A 17,548-nucleotide genomic window follows, 5' to 3' on the forward strand; every position below is an offset into this window, starting at 1 on the left:
CTCGCGCAACAGGCGTGGCTCAGGCAACGCCCGGCGTTTCACCGGCCAGGATAGACGCCAGAAGCGCACTGTCGATATTCTGGCCGCACAGGATCACGCCGACATTCTTGCCGGCCATCCGCTCGCGTTCCTGCATCAAGCCTGCCATCGGCGCTGCGCCGGCCCCTTCGGCCACATTGTGAGTGGCGCGAAAGATGAGGCGGATCGCATCGGCGATCTCCCGCTCGCTGAGGGCAATCACACGGGCAGCCTGCTTGCCGTAGATCTCGAAGGCGGCGGGCACCGGGGCGCGCACGGCCACCCCGTCGGCAAAGGTTGCGGCGGTTTCGCTTTCCATCGGCCGGCCGGCATCGAACGAGCGCTTGGCATAGTCGGCGCCCGCCGCCACCACGCCGACCACTTCGGTCTTGTAGCCGAGGGCGTTGCGGGCATGGATCACGCCGCAGATGCCGGAGCCGCAGCCGATGGGCACATAAACCGCATCAAGCTCCCCCACGGCGCGGAACAGCTCAAGCCCGTAGGTGGCGACACCGGCGACCAGCGAATCGTGAAACGGCGGAACGAAATAAAGGTTCTCCGCCTCCGCCAGGCGAAACGCCTCCTGCTTGGCGGCCTCGAAGTCCGCGCCGAACTCAACCAAATCGGCGCCAAAGCTCTTCATGGCAGCATTCTTCTCGGCCGAATTGCCGTGGGGCACGACAATCACGGCACGCAGTCCGGCGCTGGTCGCCGCCAGTGCCTGCCCCTGCCCGTGGTTGCCGCGGGTGGCGGTGACAATGCCTTTCACGTCCGGATGGGTGCGGCGCAGCCAGTCCATGAAGGTGATGGCGCCGCGCAGCTTGAAGGCCCCGGTCGGCGTGTGATTCTCGTGCTTCATGTGAACACGCGCGCCAGCGGCTGCGGAAATCTGCGGCCACTCGTACTGTGGGGTCGGCGGCATCTGGCGGTAGACGAGCTCTGCAGCGCGCTCGATCGTCTCAAGATCCATGAAGTCTCACTTGTCTGTGGCAGCGCAGCGCAGGCGCTTTGCGCATGGCAGCGGGTTGCCTAAAGGGCATGCTTGGCAAGGCGTTCGTAATAGGGTCTCGCACGCTCGGCGAGGCGTTTGGCGTGGTCGGTCATCAGGGGTTCGGCCGTGCGGGCGGGCGCGAAACCGGTGGAGTTCTCCACGGCACCGTACCAGTGCGCGGCCCACACGCCATCTTCCGGCCGCCGTCCTGCGGGCCAGGACAGCATGGCAGGGTCAAACGGGATTTCGAGCGCGTTGCAGAGCGCTGTAAGCGCATCTTCCGGCGCAGCGGTGATACGCGCTGAATCCACCACCGGCGGCGCGTGGCCCAGCCGGTCCGCCGCCCGGTCGAACAGCTCCGCCTGCCGCTCCACCCCGAGGTCCGAGAGGGTCGGCTTCTCGCGCTTCACCTCATAGCTGGCGGCGACGAGCGCGGGGTCGCGGATGAGAAAGGCACTGCGCACAGCATCCACCCACGCCAGATCGAGCCCGTCCACCATGTGGTGGGTCATGTGCTTTTGGTAAAATAACGGCTCACCGCCGGGCGCCGGGCCTGCGCAGGCTCTGGCCACCGCGGCCGGATCGGTTTCGTGTGCCGCAAGGACTTCATCGCGCATCGGATGGTCGAGGCCTGTTGCCTTGAGGTAGGGCGCATAAAACGGCTCGTCCCACACCGCGCAGTCTGCCCTTGCGCCGAAGGAGCGCATCATAGCGGTCGAGAGATTGCGCGGGCCCGACCACATGGCGATCCGCACCGTGCGGTTGTCGTTGGAGGCGTTCATGGTCAAAGGGCGCTCGCGGCGTCGGCCGCGCTCCCTTGCGAACGGGCCGTGTCGTCTTCGAGCATTCGCGCAGCACCCCGTGCTGCCGCCTGCCGCCGGCCGTCGTCGCCCTCCTCACCCGCGACGCGCACGGTCACCTCGCGGTGGGCAAAGTGGATGTCGTTGGCGGCAAACGTGTCACGCAGGCCCTGGAACACATGCCGGCGCACCAGAAACTGGTCCCCCGGCTTGGTCTTGAACTTCACCCGCATGATCATTGCCGAATCCTCCATCTGGACCACACCCTGGCTCTTGGGCGGCTCCATGAACAGCGGCCCCAGCTCGGGATCCGCCGCCAATTCCTGACCTAGCTTCTTTACAATCTTGCGAACCTTTTCGACATCCGTGTCGTAGGTGAGGCGCACCGGCAGCTTCATGATCACCCAGTCCCGCGAAAAATTGCTGAGCTGCTTGATTTCGCCGAACGGGATTGTGTGGAGCGGCCCGTTCTGGTGGCGCAGCTGGAAAGAGCGGACGGAGATTTTCTCCACCTGCCCCGCCACGCTGCCGACTTGCACGTATTCCCCCCTGCGGAACGCATCGTCGAGCAGGAAGAATGCGCCTGAGAACACGTCGCGGATCAGGGATTGCGCGCCAAAGCCGATGGCAAGGCCGACCACGCCAGCCCCGGCAAAGAGCGGCGCCACGTTAACGCCCAGCGAGGCCAGCACGATCACGGTGACAACCGAGACGATGGCGAAGAAGAACACGCTGCGCAGGATCGGCAGCAACGTGGAAAGGCGCGAAGCGCCGGGGCCGAAGCCGTCGCCTTCGCTGGCCTCCCCGTCGTCGGTCCCAGCTTCCGCCTCCAGCCGCAGCGCGACGAAGAGCCGGACTGCCTGCCAGGCCGCCCAGGCCAGCAAAACGAGGAGTGCCAGGCCGAACAGCGTGCGCGCACTTTCCGCGTAAACGCCCGAGAACACGCGCCAGATACCGGCCAGTGCCGCGAACCCGGCCAGCGTGCCGACGCCGACGGCGACCCTTTCGTAAAGGACGCCCCATGCGGGGCTGGACACGCCGTTGGCAAGCCACCTGTCGTGGATGACGATGAGGACGCCGGCCACCGCCATGCCCACCACAAGCGCCAGAAAAGGCGCAAGCACTGGGCCGATCGCAAGGTGCGTGTCCTCCACCACACCGGCCACCATGATGGCCCAGGCGATGAGAAGATAGCCGACGAAGAGCACCGGCCACGCCAGCGCCAGAAGCCGCCGGATCGGCCGCGGCCGTGGCGAGTTGCCGGCAAGCGCTGCCGTCAGTTCCGTCCGGTGGATCATCAGAAGCCCGATGAACAGGATCACGCTGACCGTGGGCGACAAGATGAGGAGAAGCTGGTGGCTGCGCTGCAGCACCGGAAAGTTGGCGAGCCAGTAGCAAAGGCAGGCAATGGCGTTGGTGAGAAAGATCGTGACGAGAAACTGGAGATAGAGCATCCGCGCAAGACGGTCACTGAATGGCAAGGCCCGCAGCGCGCCGGCCTGCGGCGCCAGAATCGCAATGAGCACCGCCCGCATGAATAAAAATATGGTGAGCATCCCCACCGCCATCATCGCGCTCACCCGTTCGGGCGACAGTGCGGGGCGCAGCGCAATCACCGTCGCAACGCCTGCGAGGCCGAAGGCCGCGGCACCAGCAGTGTGGGCGGCCAGCATGCCAAGGCCGCGCAGGATCATGCCGGAGCGGGTTTCCTGCGGCGGCAGCGCCATCGCCCGCCCCATGGGCCGCAGCATCCGCCGCACGAGAAGCAGCGCAACACTCCCGATCGCACAAGCGACCACCGAGATGAAAAGCGCAGGCCACAGCCACGCCAGCGATCCGCCGCCGGCAGCGCGCAGTGCGCTCAAGGTGTGGGCCGGCAGGCCCGGCGCCTCCGCGAGGATGCCGTCAAGCTTTCCGCGAATCGAAGCGATCCGCTCCGTGAGCGGTGGCCGCACCGGCAGCATCTGCGCTGCCGGCTCGCTCTCCACCGGCATGACGATGACGGCGTTGCCCCCCGCCTCCAAGAGCTCGACAGCAGAGGAGACGTCCGCATTGGCGGTGCTCGGCAACCGGGTTTGCGCTTCAGAGGCCGAAATTGCGAGCCCGAGAACTGCCGCAATCCATAGGGCACATACCCATCTCATATAGCCTCGTCCCTTGACCTTGAATCGAACCCGCAATACGCGCCGATGATCAAGACCGCGCCCGAGGAGCGCAATCCCTCCGTGCTTAACGACGAACCGCAGATAACACCCGAACTTGTCGCCCGCCATGGGCTGACGCCGGAGGAGTACGAGCGCTTCGTCGGTCTGGTCGGCCGCACGCCCACCTTGTGCGAGCTCGGCATCGTCTCCGCCATGTGGAACGAGCACTGCTCCTACAAGTCCTCCAAGCCATGGCTGAAGACGCTGCCGACCGAAGGGCCGCACGTCATCCACGGCCCTGGCGAGAATGCCGGCGTGGTCGACATCGGGGACGGGCTCGCCGTGGTCTTCAAGATGGAGAGCCACAACCACCCCTCCTACATCGAGCCGCACCAGGGCGCTGCCACCGGCGTCGGCGGCATCCTGCGCGATGTCTTCACCATGGGCGCCCGCCCCGTTGCGGTGCTGAATGCGCTGCGCTTCGGGCAGCCGGACCATCCGCGCACGCGGCACGTGGTGTCGGGCGTGGTGGCGGGTGTCGGCGGCTACGGCAACGCGTTCGGCGTGCCGACGGTGGGCGGCGAGACCGAGTTCGACGCGTCCTATGATGGCAACTGCCTCGTCAACGCCATGGCCGTCGGCATCGTCAAGACCGACGCGATCTTCCTCTCTGAGGCCAAGGGCGTCGGCCGCCCCGTCGTGTATCTCGGCTCCAAGACGGGCCGCGACGGCATCCACGGCGCCACCATGGCGTCCGCCACCTTCGAGAGCGACAACGACACCGAGCGCTCCGCCGTGCAGGTGGGCGACCCGTTCTCGGGCAAGCGCCTTCTCGAAGCCTCGCTGGAGCTGATGGCAACCGGTGCGGTCATCGCGATCCAGGACATGGGGGCCGCCGGCCTCACCTCCTCCGCCGTGGAGATGGGGGCCAAGGGCAACCTCGGCATCCACCTCAACCTTGACGATGTGCCCTGCCGCGAGACCGGCATGACCGCTTACGAGATGATGCTGTCGGAAAGCCAGGAGCGGATGCTCATGGTGCTCGACCCCGACCACTGGGACGAGGCGCAGGCCATCTTCAAAAAGTGGGAGCTGGACAGCGCCATCGTCGGCGAGACGGCAGACGATCTCCGCTTCAAGGTCTTCCACAACGGGAAGCAGGAAGCCGACCTCCCCATCAAGGACCTCGGCGATGAAGCCCCGGTCTATGACCGCCCCCACACCACGCCGCCGCTGCCCGAGCCGATGACCGCCGCCCACGCCGCCGCCCCGGCCGACCTTGGCGCCGCCATCCTCGAAATGGTCGGCAGCGCCAACGGTTCGTCCCGCCGCTGGGTCACCGAGCAGTACGACACGGTGATCTCCGGCAACGTCGCCTCAGGCCCCGGCGGCGATGCTGCCGTGGTCCGGCTTGGCGACGGCCCGCAGGCGCTCGCCATCTGCGTCGACGTCACGCCGCGCTACTGCTTTGCCGACCCGTTCGAGGGGGGCAAGCAGGCGGTGGCGGAAGTCTGGCGCAACCTCACTTCCGTCGGCGCCGACCCCCTGGCGATCACCGACAACCTCAATTTCGGCTCGCCGCAAAGGCCGGAAATCATGGCGCAGTTCGTCGGCTGCATCAAAGGCATCGGCGAGGCGTCGCGTGCGCTGGAATTCCCGGTCGTCTCCGGCAACGTCTCGCTCTACAACGAGACCGACGGCACCGCGATCCTGCCCACCCCCGCCATCGGCGGCGTCGGCACGCTGGACATTCACCAGCGCATGGGGATCGCCTGGAAGGCCGGCGACACGCTCTTCATCGTCGGCGGCCACGGCGAGCACCTTGGCGCCTCGCTCTACCTCCAAATTGCCCATGGCGGCGCGTTCGGCCCGCCGCCCCCGGTCGACCTTGCCCGCGAAAAGGCCCACGGCGACTTCGTGCGCGAAGCGATCCGCGGCGGGCTCTTGTCGGCGTGTCATGACATCTCGTCCGGCGGCCTCGCCATGGCGGCGGTGGAGATGGCGCTGGCATCCGGCGTTGGCGCCCGGCTCGACCTGCCGCTGACGCCCCACGTTCTCCTCTTCGCCGAGGATCAGGCGCGCTACGTGGTCGCGACCGACGACCCCGATGCGCTGATGCAGGCGGCGCTCGACGCGAAGATCGGCCTTGCACCGCTGGGCATGGCCGGCGGCGATCAATTGACGGTCCCCGGTGCGCGTGTATCGTTGGCCGCACTCAGCGAAGCCCACGAAGCGTGGTTCCCCGCCTACATGGCGCGGCAGAACTGACGGGAGACCAGACCATGGCCATGGACGCCCACCAGATCGAGGCGCTGATCAAGGACGCGTTGCCCGACGCGCAGATCGAGATCCGCGACCTTGCCGGCGACGGCGACCACTACGCGGCGACGGTGGTCTCATCGGCCTTCGTCGGCAAGACCAGAGTTGCCCAGCACAAGCTGGTCTATGATGCACTGGCCGGCCGCATGGGTGGCGAATTGCATGCGCTGGCCCTTCAAACCAACGTCCCCGACGCATAGATTGCCGGCAACAAGACGAAGGAATTGCTCATGAGCGCCCACGAGACGATCGACAACGCCGTCAAGTCAAACGACGTCCTCCTCTTCATGAAGGGCACGCCGAACTTCCCGCAGTGCGGCTTCTCCGGCCAGGTGGTCCAGATTCTCGACTATCTGGGCGTGCAGTACGGCTCGGTGAACGTGCTGGAGGACGATGAGGTCCGCAGCGGCATCAAGGAATTCTCCAACTGGCCGACAATCCCCCAGCTTTACGTGAAGGGCGAATTCGTCGGCGGTTGTGACATCGTGCGCGAAATGTTCCAGGCCGGCGAATTGCAGGACCATTTTACCGGCGCCGGCGTTTCAATGCGCGACACCGCGGCCACCTGAGCATTCACGCGGGCGGGCCACCCGGCCCGCCTGCCCCGCCCTGGAGGCGCAGCGCCGCCGCGAGATCGTCCGGCGCAATCGGCTTGATCAGAACCCTGTAGGGGTGGTCCGCCTCGATGCGGTCCAGCGTCGCCCCTTCGGTGGATGCGGTGATGTAGACGATCCGGCTTTCCACCCCCGCCGCGTGGACCGCGTTGGCGATATCAATGCCATCGCGTTTGCCGCGGATGCGCACGTCCATCAGCACATAGTCCGGCCTGTCCCGGGTGATCGCCGCGGTGGCGTCATCGGCGCTGCGATGCACCGAGAGGACGCGCACGCCGAACTCTGCGCACATCGCGGCGAGATCGTCCGAGATCAGCGCATCGTCCTCCACGATGATTGCGGTCTGGAAGAACCTGGCCATCTCTGCTGCGGGCTCGTCGTCCAAGGCCCGCTCAACCATCGCTCGCCCTGACGTCATAGTCGGCCGGAAGGTCGATGGTGACGGTCATGCCGTTGTCGCGCGTGAACGTCATCTCACCGTCCAGATTCTCCACGAACCCGGTGACGATCTTCATCCCCGAGCCGGCGATGGCGGTGCCGCCGCCGGGCCGCGCCGCCACGGCGCCATCGTCGGACACCACGATCCTCACGCCGTCGCCAAGGACGCTGTAGCTGATCGTGATCGTGCCCGCCGCGTCGTTCGGAAACGCGTGCTCGATGGCGTTGATGATCAGCTCGTTGAGGATCAGCCCCACCGAGATCGCGCCCTCCAGCCTGATCTGGTGCGGATCCACCGATGACGACAGCTTGATCTTGCGGCGCACGAGGTCGTTGCCGAGGGAAAGGTTGCCCAGGAGTCGCGGCAGGAACTCGTCCATCCGCACCTGCGACAGCTTGTCGGAGGAGACCAGAAGCTGGTGGACGAGGCCCATCGCGGCCACCCGCTCCTCCACCAGCTTCATGCTACGGGTTAACGCCGGGTCGTTCATCTGCCGGGCTTCCATCCGCAGGATCGCGTTCACCTGCTGAAGGTTGTTCTTCACCCGGTGGTACACCTCGCGCAGCAAGAGCTCCTTCTCCGCATTGGCGAACTCAAGTTTGTCCATCGTCTCGTAGAGGTTGTTCATCACGCCGAACAGCTCCTGCTGGGCGCGGTTCTCCCGGGCGGCGTTGCGCAGGACCGTGGCGCCGATGAGCGCAATCATGGTGATGGCGATGACGCTGAGGCGGAAGTTGCTGTCGGACACGCCGGTGCGCGTCACCGTCAGGCCGACGAGGCAGATGATCAGCGGGCCGAGGATGACGATGGGGAGCACGCGGCGCGCCCCTGCCGACCCAATGCCGCCCTGCAGCAGGACCCTCGCCCAGCTCGCATCGGGCTTCGACAGGAGGATCGCCACGAACAGCGCCGTGAAGCCGAGCGCGGTGTGCAGCGCCATCGCGGTGAACAGGAACATCGCGTAGAGCGACTGGGTGTTGAACATGTAGCCGACCACCGCGACGGCCGCCATCGCAAGCCCGGCGGTGGCCGCCACCTCGAACGCCGTGCGCTTGAACAGCGCCGGCCGCGCCAGCGCTGCGATGCAGTAGGACGCCAGAACGAGGCCCACGGTGGTGCCGAATGCCATCTTGTCGCCCGGCGACAGGCCCGGCAGCAGCGCAGCATCCAGCCCCACCTCGAAGCCGGCAAAGTTGTAGAGCGCCTCCACCACGCCGATCAGCGTTGCCACCGCGGCGGCCACCAGCATCAGCGGCGCACGGCCGGACAGCAGCGCGCCGGCAAGCAGTGCGAGACAGAAGGCGGTGGACGGCACCATCGCTACATAGCCGGGTGCAATGCGCACCAGAAGGTCCGAGCCCGCCAGCCACCCCAGAAGCGTGAACACCGAGAAGGCCGCAGTGAAGATGCAGCCTGCTCTCATCAGCCAGACACGGGGAAGATCGAATCTATCGAGGCTCGAAGCCTCGTCGTATGTCACTACATTACGCACAAAATGGCTCCCTCAAGTTAAGGAGGTAGCCATCGGTGACAAAAAATTACAAGGTGTAATTGCATTCGCCGGCGACAAATCGTGCGTGATCTAATCGATCAAGCGCTATAATTCCGGAAGCGCGACGGCAGGTCGCACCGCCTGCGCGCCGCGGACCGAAAGCGCGGCCCGCGGCGGCTGAAACCTAGTCGCGCAGCCGGTATCCGGTGCGGAACATCCACCAGATGATCGACAGGCAGATGGCCGTGAACAGCGCGATCATGGCCGCGGAGAGCGCAAGGTTGACGTCCGCCTCGCCAAAGAAGGACCAGCGAAACGTTGAGATGAGGTACACCACCGGGTTGAAAAGCGTCACCTTCTGCCAGAGCGGCGGCAGCATCGAAATCGAGTAGAAACTCCCCCCCAGAAACACCAGCGGCGTAATGATCAGGAGCGGCACAAGCTGAAGTTGCTCGAAGTTTTTTGCCCAGATGCCGATGATGAACCCGAACAGCGCAAACACGATGCAGGTGACCACCAGGATCACGACCATGAGCACCGGATGGGCGATATGAAGGTCGACGAAGAAAGTCGATGTGCCGAGAATGACGAGGCCGATCACGAGTGATTTGGTCGCCGCCGCGCCGACGAAGCCGATCACGATTTCCAGAAAGGAAACCGGCGCCGAGAGCAGCTCATAGACCGAGCCGACAAATTTCGGGAAAAATATCCCGAATGCCGCGTTGGTGACGGCCTGCGTCAGGATTGTCAGCATGATGAGACCGGGCACGATGAATGCGGCATAATCGACGCCCTCCACCATCTGGATGCGCGAGCCGATGGCTGTGCCGAATACGACAAAATAAAGCGAAGTGGTGATCACGGGCGAAATCAGCGACTGGCCGACAGTGCGGATCGCTCGCATCATCTCGTGCTGGTAGATGGCCCAGACGGCGCGCGCGTTCATTGTGCGTCTCCCTTCGCGTGATCGTCTCCGTTGTGAACCAGCTCCACGAAAATCTCCTCCAGCGAACGCTGGTGCGTGTCGATGTCGGCAACGCCGAGGCCTGCAGCCTGCATGTCCGACAGGAGCGTGCCGATGGCCGTATCCGACGCCGCGTAGGTGTACTCCAGCGCCTGCCCGTCCTGGGCGAGGGTGAGGCCGTACTGGTCTAGGCTTGCCGGCACCTCTGCGATGCTCTCGGTCAGGTGAAGACGCATCTGGCGGCGCCCCAGCCGCTGCATCAGCGCAGCCTTCTCTTCCACCAGCAGGATGCGGCCGCCGGAAATGACGCCGACCCTGTCGGCAATGGCTTCGGCTTCCTCGATGTAGTGCGTGGTGAGGATGGTGGTGACACCCTCCTCCTTCAGCCGGCCGACGATGGCCCACATGTCCTTGCGCAGCTCCACGTCCACGCCCGCGGTGGGCTCGTCGAGAAACAGGATCTTCGGTTCGTGCGACAGTGCCTTGGCAATGAGGCAGCGGCGCTTCATGCCGCCCGACAGTTCCTTGGTGCTGGCGTCGCGCTTGTCCCAGAGGGAAAGCATGCGCAACAGCCTTTCGATGTGCGCCGGGTCTTTTTTGAGGCCGAACAGGCCGCGTGAGAACCGGACCGTGTCCATCACCTTCTCGAACGGCTCCAGCACGATTTCCTGCGGGACGAGCCCGATCATCCGGCGGGCCTCGCGATAGTCGTTCACGATGTCGTGCCCGGCGACGCTCACCGTTCCGCCGGTGGGACGGACGAGGCCGCAGATGATGGAGATCAGCGTTGTCTTGCCAGCGCCGTTGGGGCCCAGAAGGGCCAGAATTTCGCCTTTTTCAATGTCGAGCGTCACGTCGTCGAGTGCCGTATGGCCTGAAGCGTAGGTCTTGCTGAGACCTGCCACCCTCAAAATCGTCTCTCGCATATTGCTCCGTCCGGGTCGGTTTGGCCGCGGCTTTACCACATATCCCGCGCGGATGGACGACCCGCGCCGGGATCCTGAAATGTTCGTGATCGGCTTTTGCAGGCCGCTGGCCGTTCCTACATGGAGCTCAAATGGCTGGAGTATTCCCATGATCGATCGCGTCCGCATTGCCGCGACCGCAACTGCCCTCGTGCTGGGGTTCAGCACAGGCTACGCCAGCGCGGCAGAGCCCAAGACCGCGGTTTTTGCCGGCGGCTGCTTCTGGTGCGTCGAGGCTGACTTCGACAAGGTGGACGGCGTCCTGTCCACCGTCTCCGGGTTCGCCGGCGGCGCGCTGGAGAACCCGTCCTACAAGGACGTGACCTACGGCGACACCGGCCACTACGAGGTCGTCGAGATCTCCTACGATCCCGACAAGGTGACCTACCGCACCCTGGTGGATTATCTCCTGCGCCACATCGACCCGACGGACGATGGCGGCCAGTTCTGCGACCGTGGCGACAGCTACAGGACCGCAATTTTTGCCGGGGACGCGGACGAGCGCGCCGCGGCGGAAGCCGCAGTTGCCGACGCCAACGCGGCACTGGACGGCGCGGTCGTGACGCCCGTTCTGGACGCTGCGCCGTTTTATCCGGCGGAAGACTACCATCAGGATTATTACAGCAAGAACCCGCTGCGGTATCGCTACTACCGCTACTCCTGCGGCCGGGATGCGCGGATCGACGAAGTCTGGCGCGACGCCAAAGGTTCCTGACCCGTTGGCGTTCGGCAGGCACGGCGCTCGCTGAACGCCGGCGCACCGGGTGCCGGGGGCACTACCGGGTGCCGGCGGCACTACCCGGTGCCGGCGGCACGCAAGCAGTGCAGGAATTTTCCGGTGCGGCGCTTTTGCGCCAACGTTCGTCGTCCGTCTGGCATAGTGGCAACGCACGCCAGAGGAGACCTGCCGCGATGACCGACCATTTTGCCGCTTCGGGGCAGTCCCCCGCCAAGGTGGCCATCGTCGGCGCGGCACATGTGCACACCGGCAATTTTGTCCGCACGCTGGCAGCCTTGCAGACCGAGGGCGCTGCCGAGGTGGTCGCCGTTTACGACCATGATGCCGCGCGCGCGCAAAAAGCCGCCGACGCGCTTGGCACGACGGCCACCACGGACCTTGAGGTTGTCCTTCGCAGCGCGGCGCGGGCGGCCATTGTCGGCGCCGAAACCAACCGGCACATGAGCCTGGTGCCGGCGCTGGTGGAGGCCGGCATTGGCGTGTTCGTCGAAAAGCCGCTTGCGGCCGCGACTGCCGACGCAAAGGCGCTGGCGGCCACCATCGACGCGGCCGGCGTGCCTTTCCACACCGGACATTTCTATCGGCAGGTCCCGGCAATCCGCGCCATCAAGGCAGCGCTCGATTCCGGCGCGCTGGGCGACCTGCGCGCCCTCACCTTCCATGTGTCCCACGACGGGCTCGCGCGAGACATCTTCCACGGTTTCGAATGGTTGAAAACGCCGGAAAAAGCTGGCGTTCTGGCGTTCGGCGATCTCGGCCTCCACGCCATCGACCTCGCCAACTGGCTTGCCGGCCCGCTGACTGTCGTCTCGGCCGAAATCGACGGGCCGGACCATTTCGGCACCGGCCACCTGACCGGCGCGTCCGGAGCGCAGATCAAGATTGTGGCAGGCTGGGTTCCGGCTGATCCGCCTTACATCCTCCACGCACAAGGCACCAAGGGCGCCGCAACCGTTCTGGACGACCAGGCCTTTTTCGAACGGGACGGCATCCGCACTGCAATCGAGCACACCCGCAAGCCCACGGCGGGGGATGGCCCGGCCACGCTTGTTGCAGCGTTGCGCGGCCAGCCGGCGGAGCTTGTGACCACCGCCGAAGCGGTCTCGAGCATCACCGTCATGAACGCGCTTTATGCCGCGGCCGGCCGGCCCATTTCGCCGTTCGGCGCAACGCCGCAATGAGTGACGCACGCCAGGAAGATCTGCTAGAGCGCAAGGCGTGACCCAGACACCAGAGCCGACCGGCGGGCGCCTCGCCGAAAACATTGCAATGTTCGCCCGCGTCCTGCGCGATTCCGGCCTCCCGGTCGGTCCCGCCCATGCGGTGGACGCCGTGCGCGCCGTGGAGGCTGCCGGCGTCGGCTCGCGCGACGACGTCTATGCGGCGCTTCGCTGCGTCTTCGTCCACAAGCGCGATCAGCTCGCCGTCTTCGATGCCGCGTTCGACGCCTATTTCCGCGGCCGCAACCTCCTCGACAAGATGATGGAGCTGCTCTCGCCCGTCGCCGACGAGCGTGCGCCGGACCAGAAGCCCCGTGCAGCCGCCGCCCGCGTGTCCCAGGCGCTGCAGACGCCCAAGCGCGCCGATGACCGGCAAGAACCCACCGAAGTCACCATGGATGCGCGGCTCACCTCGTCCGCCCGCGAAGTACTGCGCACGAAGGACTTTGCGCAGATGACGGCGCTGGAACTGGCGGAGGCCCGCCGCGCGCTGCTGGCCCTCACCTTCGCGCAGGACCGCACGCCCCAGCGCCGGCGTGTTTCGGCCCCCCGCGGAAAATTCGACGCGCGCCGCTCGATGCGCAGCGCCATGCGCACCGGTGGCGAGCTGATTTCGCCAAAGCGCACCGCCCGCGCCATCAAGCCGCCGCCCATTGTCGCGCTGTGCGACATTTCAGGCTCGATGACCGACTATTCGCGCATCATGCTGCACTTCCTTCATGCGCTCGGCGAGCGGCGGCGCGTGACCACCTTCCTGTTCGGCACCCGGCTCACCAACGTCACCCGCGCGCTCGACCGGCGCGACCCCGACGAGGCGCTGGAGCGCGTCTCCGCTCAGGTGGCCGACTGGTCCGGCGGAACCCGGATCGGTCCATCTCTGGCTGCTTTCAACAAGGACTGGTCGCGCCGTGTCCTGTCGGGCAACCCGATCGTGCTTCTGGTGACGGACGGGCTGGAGCGTGAGGCCGACCCCTCCATCCTCGCGCGCGAGGCGGACCGGCTGAACCGTTCCTGTCGCAGCCTCCTGTTTCTCAACCCGCTCCTGCGGTTCGACGGGTTCGAAGCGCGTGCCAGCGGCATTCGCGCGCTTCTGCCGCATGTGACGGCAATGAAGCCGATCCACTCGGTGGAAAGCGTTGCCGACCTGGTTGCTGCGCTCCGCTAGAGGCCTGGGGCCGCCACGGGACCGGCCTCCCGCCCCGCTGGCAGGACTTGCCTGACGGCAGGGAAACCTTTCTTAGCCGCACAATCCATGCCACAACGCCGCACGTTATCCAAAAACGAAGGCATTGTTCATGCGGCCCACTGTTTTTGCTTCAGCTTTAATGATCGCCAGCGGCGGTGTTTTGCCGGCTCTTGCGCAGGATGCGGCACCGTCCGCCCTGATGGATCCGGCCAGCGCGGTCGAGGCCTTCCTCACGGACACAGCACTCCTGGGCGCCGAAAGCGCGACCGTCGAGAGCGTGACCACGGATGGCGATACAATCATTGCCAACGGCGTCAGCATGCGCTGGCATGCAGAGTTCCAGACGCCAGGCAGCGATGCAGAGGCAGACGCCACCGCAAACCTCGACACCGTGCGCATCACCGGTCTCGAGCAGACCGACGACGGGTACAGGGCGTCGGCAATCGTTCTGCCGAACGCAGAGATCACCATCATTGGCAAAGACAATGGTGAAGAGAAATTCAACTACAGCACCAAGCTGGTCAACTACGCGCTGGATGACGTGACGTGGACCCAGTTCCCGCAGATCAGCAACGACCCGACCAAACCCGTCTCGCGCTTCGCACCGCTTCTCGACTGGTCGGTCGACATGTCCTTTGCGCAGAACAAGGTCGAGCGGGTCGATTCGGTCGTCTCCACCGACGGGGATACCCAGAACAGCAGCTACGGCCCCTTGACCATGGGGCAATATGCCAACGGCAAGATTGCCGACGTCGTGTACCCCGCCTTTAGCATCGATCAGCAGACCGAAGTTCCGGTGACCGTCGACGAGCGAACCGGGCCGGCACCAGCGCCTGATGCGGACGCCACGTTTGAGACCAAGAACGTCAACCTCCATGCCGAATATGGCGAAGTCACCGCAACGGGGATCGACGTTCGCCCCTACATCCAGCTTCTGACCGGCAACGGCGACCTGTCCGGTCCCAGCCCCATGATCGAGACCTTCCGCATGGACGGTCTGTCGCTGACGTTCGACGATGACGAGATCGGCCGTTTCAGCATCGGCCCCATCGTGGGCAACGGCTTTACCGTCGATCCGTCGACAGGTCCGCTTCTTGAGCTCATCGATACACTGGTTTTGTCCATCAATTCCGGTGAGGAGATGAACCCGATGACGCCGCTGATGCTGGCGTTCGACATCTACGGTGCGCTGGGTGTCGGCAGCTATACTGTCAGCGACATTGCGGTCGAGAGCCAGGACATCACCGGTGGCATCGCCGAGATCGCCGTCGAGGATCTGAACGCCGAGGGTCTGGGCCGCTTTGCCATCTCCGGCGGCAACATGACCGGCGAGGGGCGCTCCGGTGCGCTCGGAACGTTCGAGGTCTCGAACATCGTGTTCCCCGAGCGCGATGACTTCGTGGCCATGATGGTATCCCAGATGATGGGGATGCCCGACATCCCGGCCACCCTCCAGGCGCTGCCGGCCCTTGGCGGCATGAAGGTTGCGGGGCTTCGTGTGGAGCTTCCGGGCGGCACCGGCGAAGAGTTCAATCTCGGCCAGTTCAATCTGGCGCTGTCCAGCTACATCGAGGGCATTCCGACGCAAATTGCCATCGCGCTCGACGGTCTTTCGATGCCCGCAAGCCAGATCGACTTCATGCCCGCGCAGATGGTGCTGCGCTCCATCGGTGCGGACCCGGTGAAGGCCGACGGCACCGTGAGTCTACAGTGGAACGAGGACAGCCAGACCGTCTCCATGGATGACAAGATCGCCATTGAGGGTGTCGGCCGGTTCGACGCGGTTGCTTCCGTCAGCGGCATTCCCCGCGCGATCTTCGAGAACATCACGATGGCGCAGCAGGCCATCGCGACGGCGGCTGTGGGTGACATCAGGGTCCGCTACGACGACGAGGGGCTCGTTCCGGCGCTCGTCGGCATGTTCGCCCAGATGTCCGGCGCCTCCAGCGAAGACTTTGCGTCCGGCATTGCCGCACAGGTGGAGATGCAGGCCGGCATGATGGCTGGCGAAGAACTGGCGGCTTCCATCGGCAGTGCGCTCCGTGCCTTCCTGGCCAACCCCGAAAGCCTGACGATCACGGCCGATCCCGGCGCGCCGGTGCCGGTTGCCCAGCTTGTCGGTGCAGCCATGACGGCCCCGGCGCAGATCGCCACCATCCTCAAGCTGTCCATCACCGCCAACGACTGACGCGGCCCCGTCCCACGCTGCCGGGCGGCAGACTTTGCTGCCCGGTTCCGGCCCTTGCTGATACAAGGACCGGAACCCTCGTTGCGACGGCGTGTTTGATCACGACGTCCGGAGTTGCCATGACCACCCCAAACACCCCCATCCCCCCGCAAAATTCCCTCGAACCCGTACCGGCCGAGCGGCGAAACCGCCGCCGCAAATGGATCGGGCCTGCGCTTCTCGTGGCCGGCGCCGCGACGGTTGCCGCAGCACTTCACCAGAACAAGCGCACCCGCCGTGCCGAACGCGCCTTTCCCGCCCGCGGCCAGTTCGTCGATGTGGCAGGCACTTCCAGCCATTTCACCGACAGCGGCGGCAACGGTCCGGCCATCGTCCTCGTGCACGGCATCGGCTCCTCGCTGGATGACTGGCACAATTGCGGGCTCGTCGCGCTCCTTTCGCGCACCCACCGCGTCATCGCGCTCGATCGCCCCGGTTATGGCCACACCCCGCGCCCTTCGGAAATCCAGTGGACGCCGGAGCGGCAGGCGCTAACCATCGGCGCGCTGATGGAACGCCTCGGCGTTGACGATGCCATTCTCGTCGGCCACTCGTTTGGTGTCCTGCCGTCCCTCGCCCTTGCGATTCAAAGCCCCGGCAAGGTGCGCGGTCTGGTGCTTCTGGGCGGCGTCTATTATGCCGGCGCTCCGCTGATCGACGCGGTGGACATGGTGCCCCGCATCCCCGTCCTCTCGGCGTTTGCGCGGCGCACCATCACGCCGTCCATTGCCCGCGTCGCCAGCCACCAGCTTGTGAAGGCCATGTTCGACCCGCAGCCGGTACCGCCGCTCTATGGCGAGCGCGAAGCCATCGCGCTGGCCTGCCGGCCCGCCCAGCTTGCCGCCTCCGCTGCCGATGCCGAAGCGATCACCCCGGCCGTCGGGCGCCTCGGCGCGTTCTACAGCCAGCTTTCGCTGCCGATCACCCTTCTTGCCGGCGCGGGGGATGCGGTGTTTGCGCCGGCCGAACAATCGGTCCGGTTTGCAGGCGAGGTGCCGCATGCGCGCGCCATCGTGCTGCCCGACACGGGCCACATGCCGCACCATGCCGCGCCCGCACGCATTGTGGCGGCCATTGCCGAAATCGGCAGCCCGCCCTTGCTCGAGGCCACCGCTCAAGCCACTGCGGCAGCCGTCTGAGCATGGCATTCTGGCTGGCGCTCTGCGGCTTTCTTCTCGCCGTCAATCTGGCGGGCGGTCTCGTTTTTGTGGCGGACAAGCGCGCCGCCGTCGCCGACCGCCGCCGGGTGCCGGAGCGGATGCTCCTGACCCTTGCCGCTCTCGGTGCATCGCCGGCGATGATCTTTCTGACAAGCCGCATCCGCCACAAGACCCGCAAGGAGCCGTTTCGGACCCTGCTGCGCGCCATTCTGGGGGTCCAGATCGTCGCCATCGCGGTTTATGGCGCGAACGCCATCGGCCTGATCTGAG

Annotated in this window: 16 protein-coding genes; 9 read left to right on the forward strand and 7 right to left on the reverse strand. The window is 65.7% G+C overall.

The window, feature by feature from the left end; all coding sequences use genetic code 11:
- Positions 1-19: 19 nt before the first annotated feature.
- The 3 genes from RDV64_RS19330 to RDV64_RS19340 are packed head-to-tail and all read right to left on the reverse strand — an operon-like array spanning position 20 to position 3,878.
- The gene (locus RDV64_RS19330) at positions 20-988 is read right to left on the reverse strand and encodes a threonine dehydratase (protein ID WP_309196595.1); all 969 of its coding nucleotides are present in this window, start codon (positions 986-988) and stop codon (positions 20-22) included.
- A 59-nt stretch (positions 989-1,047) separates the two neighbouring features.
- Positions 1,048-1,791, reverse strand: a complete 744-nt coding sequence (locus tag RDV64_RS19335; RefSeq protein WP_309199550.1) for a hypothetical protein — start codon at positions 1,789-1,791, stop codon at positions 1,048-1,050.
- A 2-nt stretch (positions 1,792-1,793) separates the two neighbouring features.
- Complete coding sequence (locus RDV64_RS19340) at positions 1,794-3,878, reverse strand: mechanosensitive ion channel domain-containing protein (RefSeq protein WP_309196596.1); 2,085 nt, start codon at positions 3,876-3,878, stop codon at positions 1,794-1,796.
- 120 nt (positions 3,879-3,998) lie between these two features.
- Here RDV64_RS19340 and purL point away from each other — a divergent pair, with 120 nt between their 5' ends.
- The 3 genes from purL to grxD are packed head-to-tail and all read left to right on the forward strand — an operon-like array spanning position 3,999 to position 6,841.
- Entirely contained in the window at positions 3,999-6,221 is a 2,223-nt protein-coding gene (purL, locus tag RDV64_RS19345) for a phosphoribosylformylglycinamidine synthase subunit PurL (protein WP_309196597.1), read from the forward strand.
- Positions 6,222-6,235: 14 nt separating this feature from the next.
- Positions 6,236-6,472 (forward strand): BolA family transcriptional regulator, encoded by a 237-nt coding sequence (locus RDV64_RS19350; protein WP_309196598.1) that lies wholly within the window; start codon positions 6,236-6,238, stop codon positions 6,470-6,472.
- Positions 6,473-6,502: 30 nt separating this feature from the next.
- Complete coding sequence (gene grxD, locus RDV64_RS19355; RefSeq protein ID WP_309196599.1) at positions 6,503-6,841, forward strand: Grx4 family monothiol glutaredoxin; 339 nt, start codon at positions 6,503-6,505, stop codon at positions 6,839-6,841.
- A gap of 4 nt (positions 6,842-6,845) precedes the next feature.
- Here grxD and RDV64_RS19360 read toward each other — a convergent pair whose 3' ends face one another.
- The 4 genes from RDV64_RS19360 to RDV64_RS19375 form a co-directional block, all read right to left on the reverse strand.
- Positions 6,846-7,271: a response regulator gene (locus RDV64_RS19360; protein ID WP_309196600.1), complete on the reverse strand. Its 426-nt coding sequence runs from the start codon at positions 7,269-7,271 to the stop codon at positions 6,846-6,848.
- Between the two features lie 7 nt (positions 7,272-7,278).
- Positions 7,279-8,817, reverse strand: coding sequence for a sensor histidine kinase (locus tag RDV64_RS19365; protein WP_309196601.1), 1,539 nt, complete (start codon positions 8,815-8,817; stop codon positions 7,279-7,281).
- Between the two features lie 184 nt (positions 8,818-9,001).
- Positions 9,002-9,763, reverse strand: coding sequence for an ABC transporter permease (locus RDV64_RS19370; protein ID WP_309196602.1), 762 nt, complete (start codon positions 9,761-9,763; stop codon positions 9,002-9,004).
- Complete coding sequence (locus tag RDV64_RS19375; protein WP_309196603.1) at positions 9,760-10,707, reverse strand: ABC transporter ATP-binding protein; 948 nt, start codon at positions 10,705-10,707, stop codon at positions 9,760-9,762. The genes RDV64_RS19370 and RDV64_RS19375 overlap by 4 nt, the downstream gene beginning before the upstream one ends.
- Positions 10,708-10,855: 148 nt before the next feature.
- On the opposite strand from RDV64_RS19375, the gene msrA reads away from it, so the two are divergent.
- The 6 genes from msrA to RDV64_RS19405 all read left to right on the forward strand — a co-directional run bounded on the left by msrA (position 10,856) and on the right by RDV64_RS19405 (position 17,547).
- Positions 10,856-11,461, forward strand: a complete 606-nt coding sequence (gene msrA / locus RDV64_RS19380; protein WP_309196604.1) for a peptide-methionine (S)-S-oxide reductase MsrA — start codon at positions 10,856-10,858, stop codon at positions 11,459-11,461.
- A 197-nt stretch (positions 11,462-11,658) separates the two neighbouring features.
- On the forward strand, positions 11,659-12,666 hold the full coding sequence (locus RDV64_RS19385) for a Gfo/Idh/MocA family oxidoreductase (protein WP_309196605.1): 1,008 nt from the start codon (positions 11,659-11,661) through the stop codon (positions 12,664-12,666).
- Positions 12,667-12,703: 37 nt separating this feature from the next.
- Positions 12,704-13,870, forward strand: coding sequence for a VWA domain-containing protein (locus RDV64_RS19390; RefSeq protein WP_309196606.1), 1,167 nt, complete (start codon positions 12,704-12,706; stop codon positions 13,868-13,870).
- A gap of 160 nt (positions 13,871-14,030) precedes the next feature.
- Complete coding sequence (locus RDV64_RS19395; RefSeq protein ID WP_309196608.1) at positions 14,031-16,079, forward strand: hypothetical protein; 2,049 nt, start codon at positions 14,031-14,033, stop codon at positions 16,077-16,079.
- A gap of 119 nt (positions 16,080-16,198) precedes the next feature.
- Positions 16,199-17,257 (forward strand): alpha/beta hydrolase, encoded by a 1,059-nt coding sequence (locus tag RDV64_RS19400; RefSeq protein ID WP_309196609.1) that lies wholly within the window; start codon positions 16,199-16,201, stop codon positions 17,255-17,257.
- Between the two features lie 2 nt (positions 17,258-17,259).
- Positions 17,260-17,547: a DUF1294 domain-containing protein gene (locus RDV64_RS19405; RefSeq protein ID WP_309196610.1), complete on the forward strand. Its 288-nt coding sequence runs from the start codon at positions 17,260-17,262 to the stop codon at positions 17,545-17,547.
- The last annotated feature ends 1 nt before the right edge of the window (position 17,548 follow it).

Source organism: Acuticoccus sp. MNP-M23, from assembly GCF_031195445.1.
GTDB lineage: Bacteria > Pseudomonadota > Alphaproteobacteria > Rhizobiales > Amorphaceae > Acuticoccus.

Excerpts from the sequence above, each read along its gene's own strand:
- RDV64_RS19370 (WP_309196602.1), bottom strand. The coding sequence starts at position 9,763 with ATGAACGCGCGCGCCGTCTGGGCCATCTACCAGCACGAGATGATGCGA.
- msrA (WP_309196604.1), top strand. The coding sequence starts at position 10,856 with ATGATCGATCGCGTCCGCATTGCCGCGACCGCAACTGCCCTCGTGCTG.
- RDV64_RS19405 (WP_309196610.1), top strand. The coding sequence starts at position 17,260 with ATGGCATTCTGGCTGGCGCTCTGCGGCTTTCTTCTCGCCGTCAATCTG.
- RDV64_RS19375 (WP_309196603.1), bottom strand. The coding sequence starts at position 10,707 with ATGCGAGAGACGATTTTGAGGGTGGCAGGTCTCAGCAAGACCTACGCT.
- RDV64_RS19400 (WP_309196609.1), top strand. The coding sequence starts at position 16,199 with ATGACCACCCCAAACACCCCCATCCCCCCGCAAAATTCCCTCGAACCC.
- RDV64_RS19335 (WP_309199550.1), bottom strand. The coding sequence starts at position 1,791 with ATGAACGCCTCCAACGACAACCGCACGGTGCGGATCGCCATGTGGTCG.
- RDV64_RS19395 (WP_309196608.1), top strand. The coding sequence starts at position 14,031 with ATGATCGCCAGCGGCGGTGTTTTGCCGGCTCTTGCGCAGGATGCGGCA.
- purL (WP_309196597.1), top strand. The coding sequence starts at position 3,999 with ATGATCAAGACCGCGCCCGAGGAGCGCAATCCCTCCGTGCTTAACGAC.
- RDV64_RS19385 (WP_309196605.1), top strand. The coding sequence starts at position 11,659 with ATGACCGACCATTTTGCCGCTTCGGGGCAGTCCCCCGCCAAGGTGGCC.
- grxD (WP_309196599.1), top strand. The coding sequence starts at position 6,503 with ATGAGCGCCCACGAGACGATCGACAACGCCGTCAAGTCAAACGACGTC.
- RDV64_RS19350 (WP_309196598.1), top strand. The coding sequence starts at position 6,236 with ATGGCCATGGACGCCCACCAGATCGAGGCGCTGATCAAGGACGCGTTG.
- RDV64_RS19330 (WP_309196595.1), bottom strand. The coding sequence starts at position 988 with ATGGATCTTGAGACGATCGAGCGCGCTGCAGAGCTCGTCTACCGCCAG.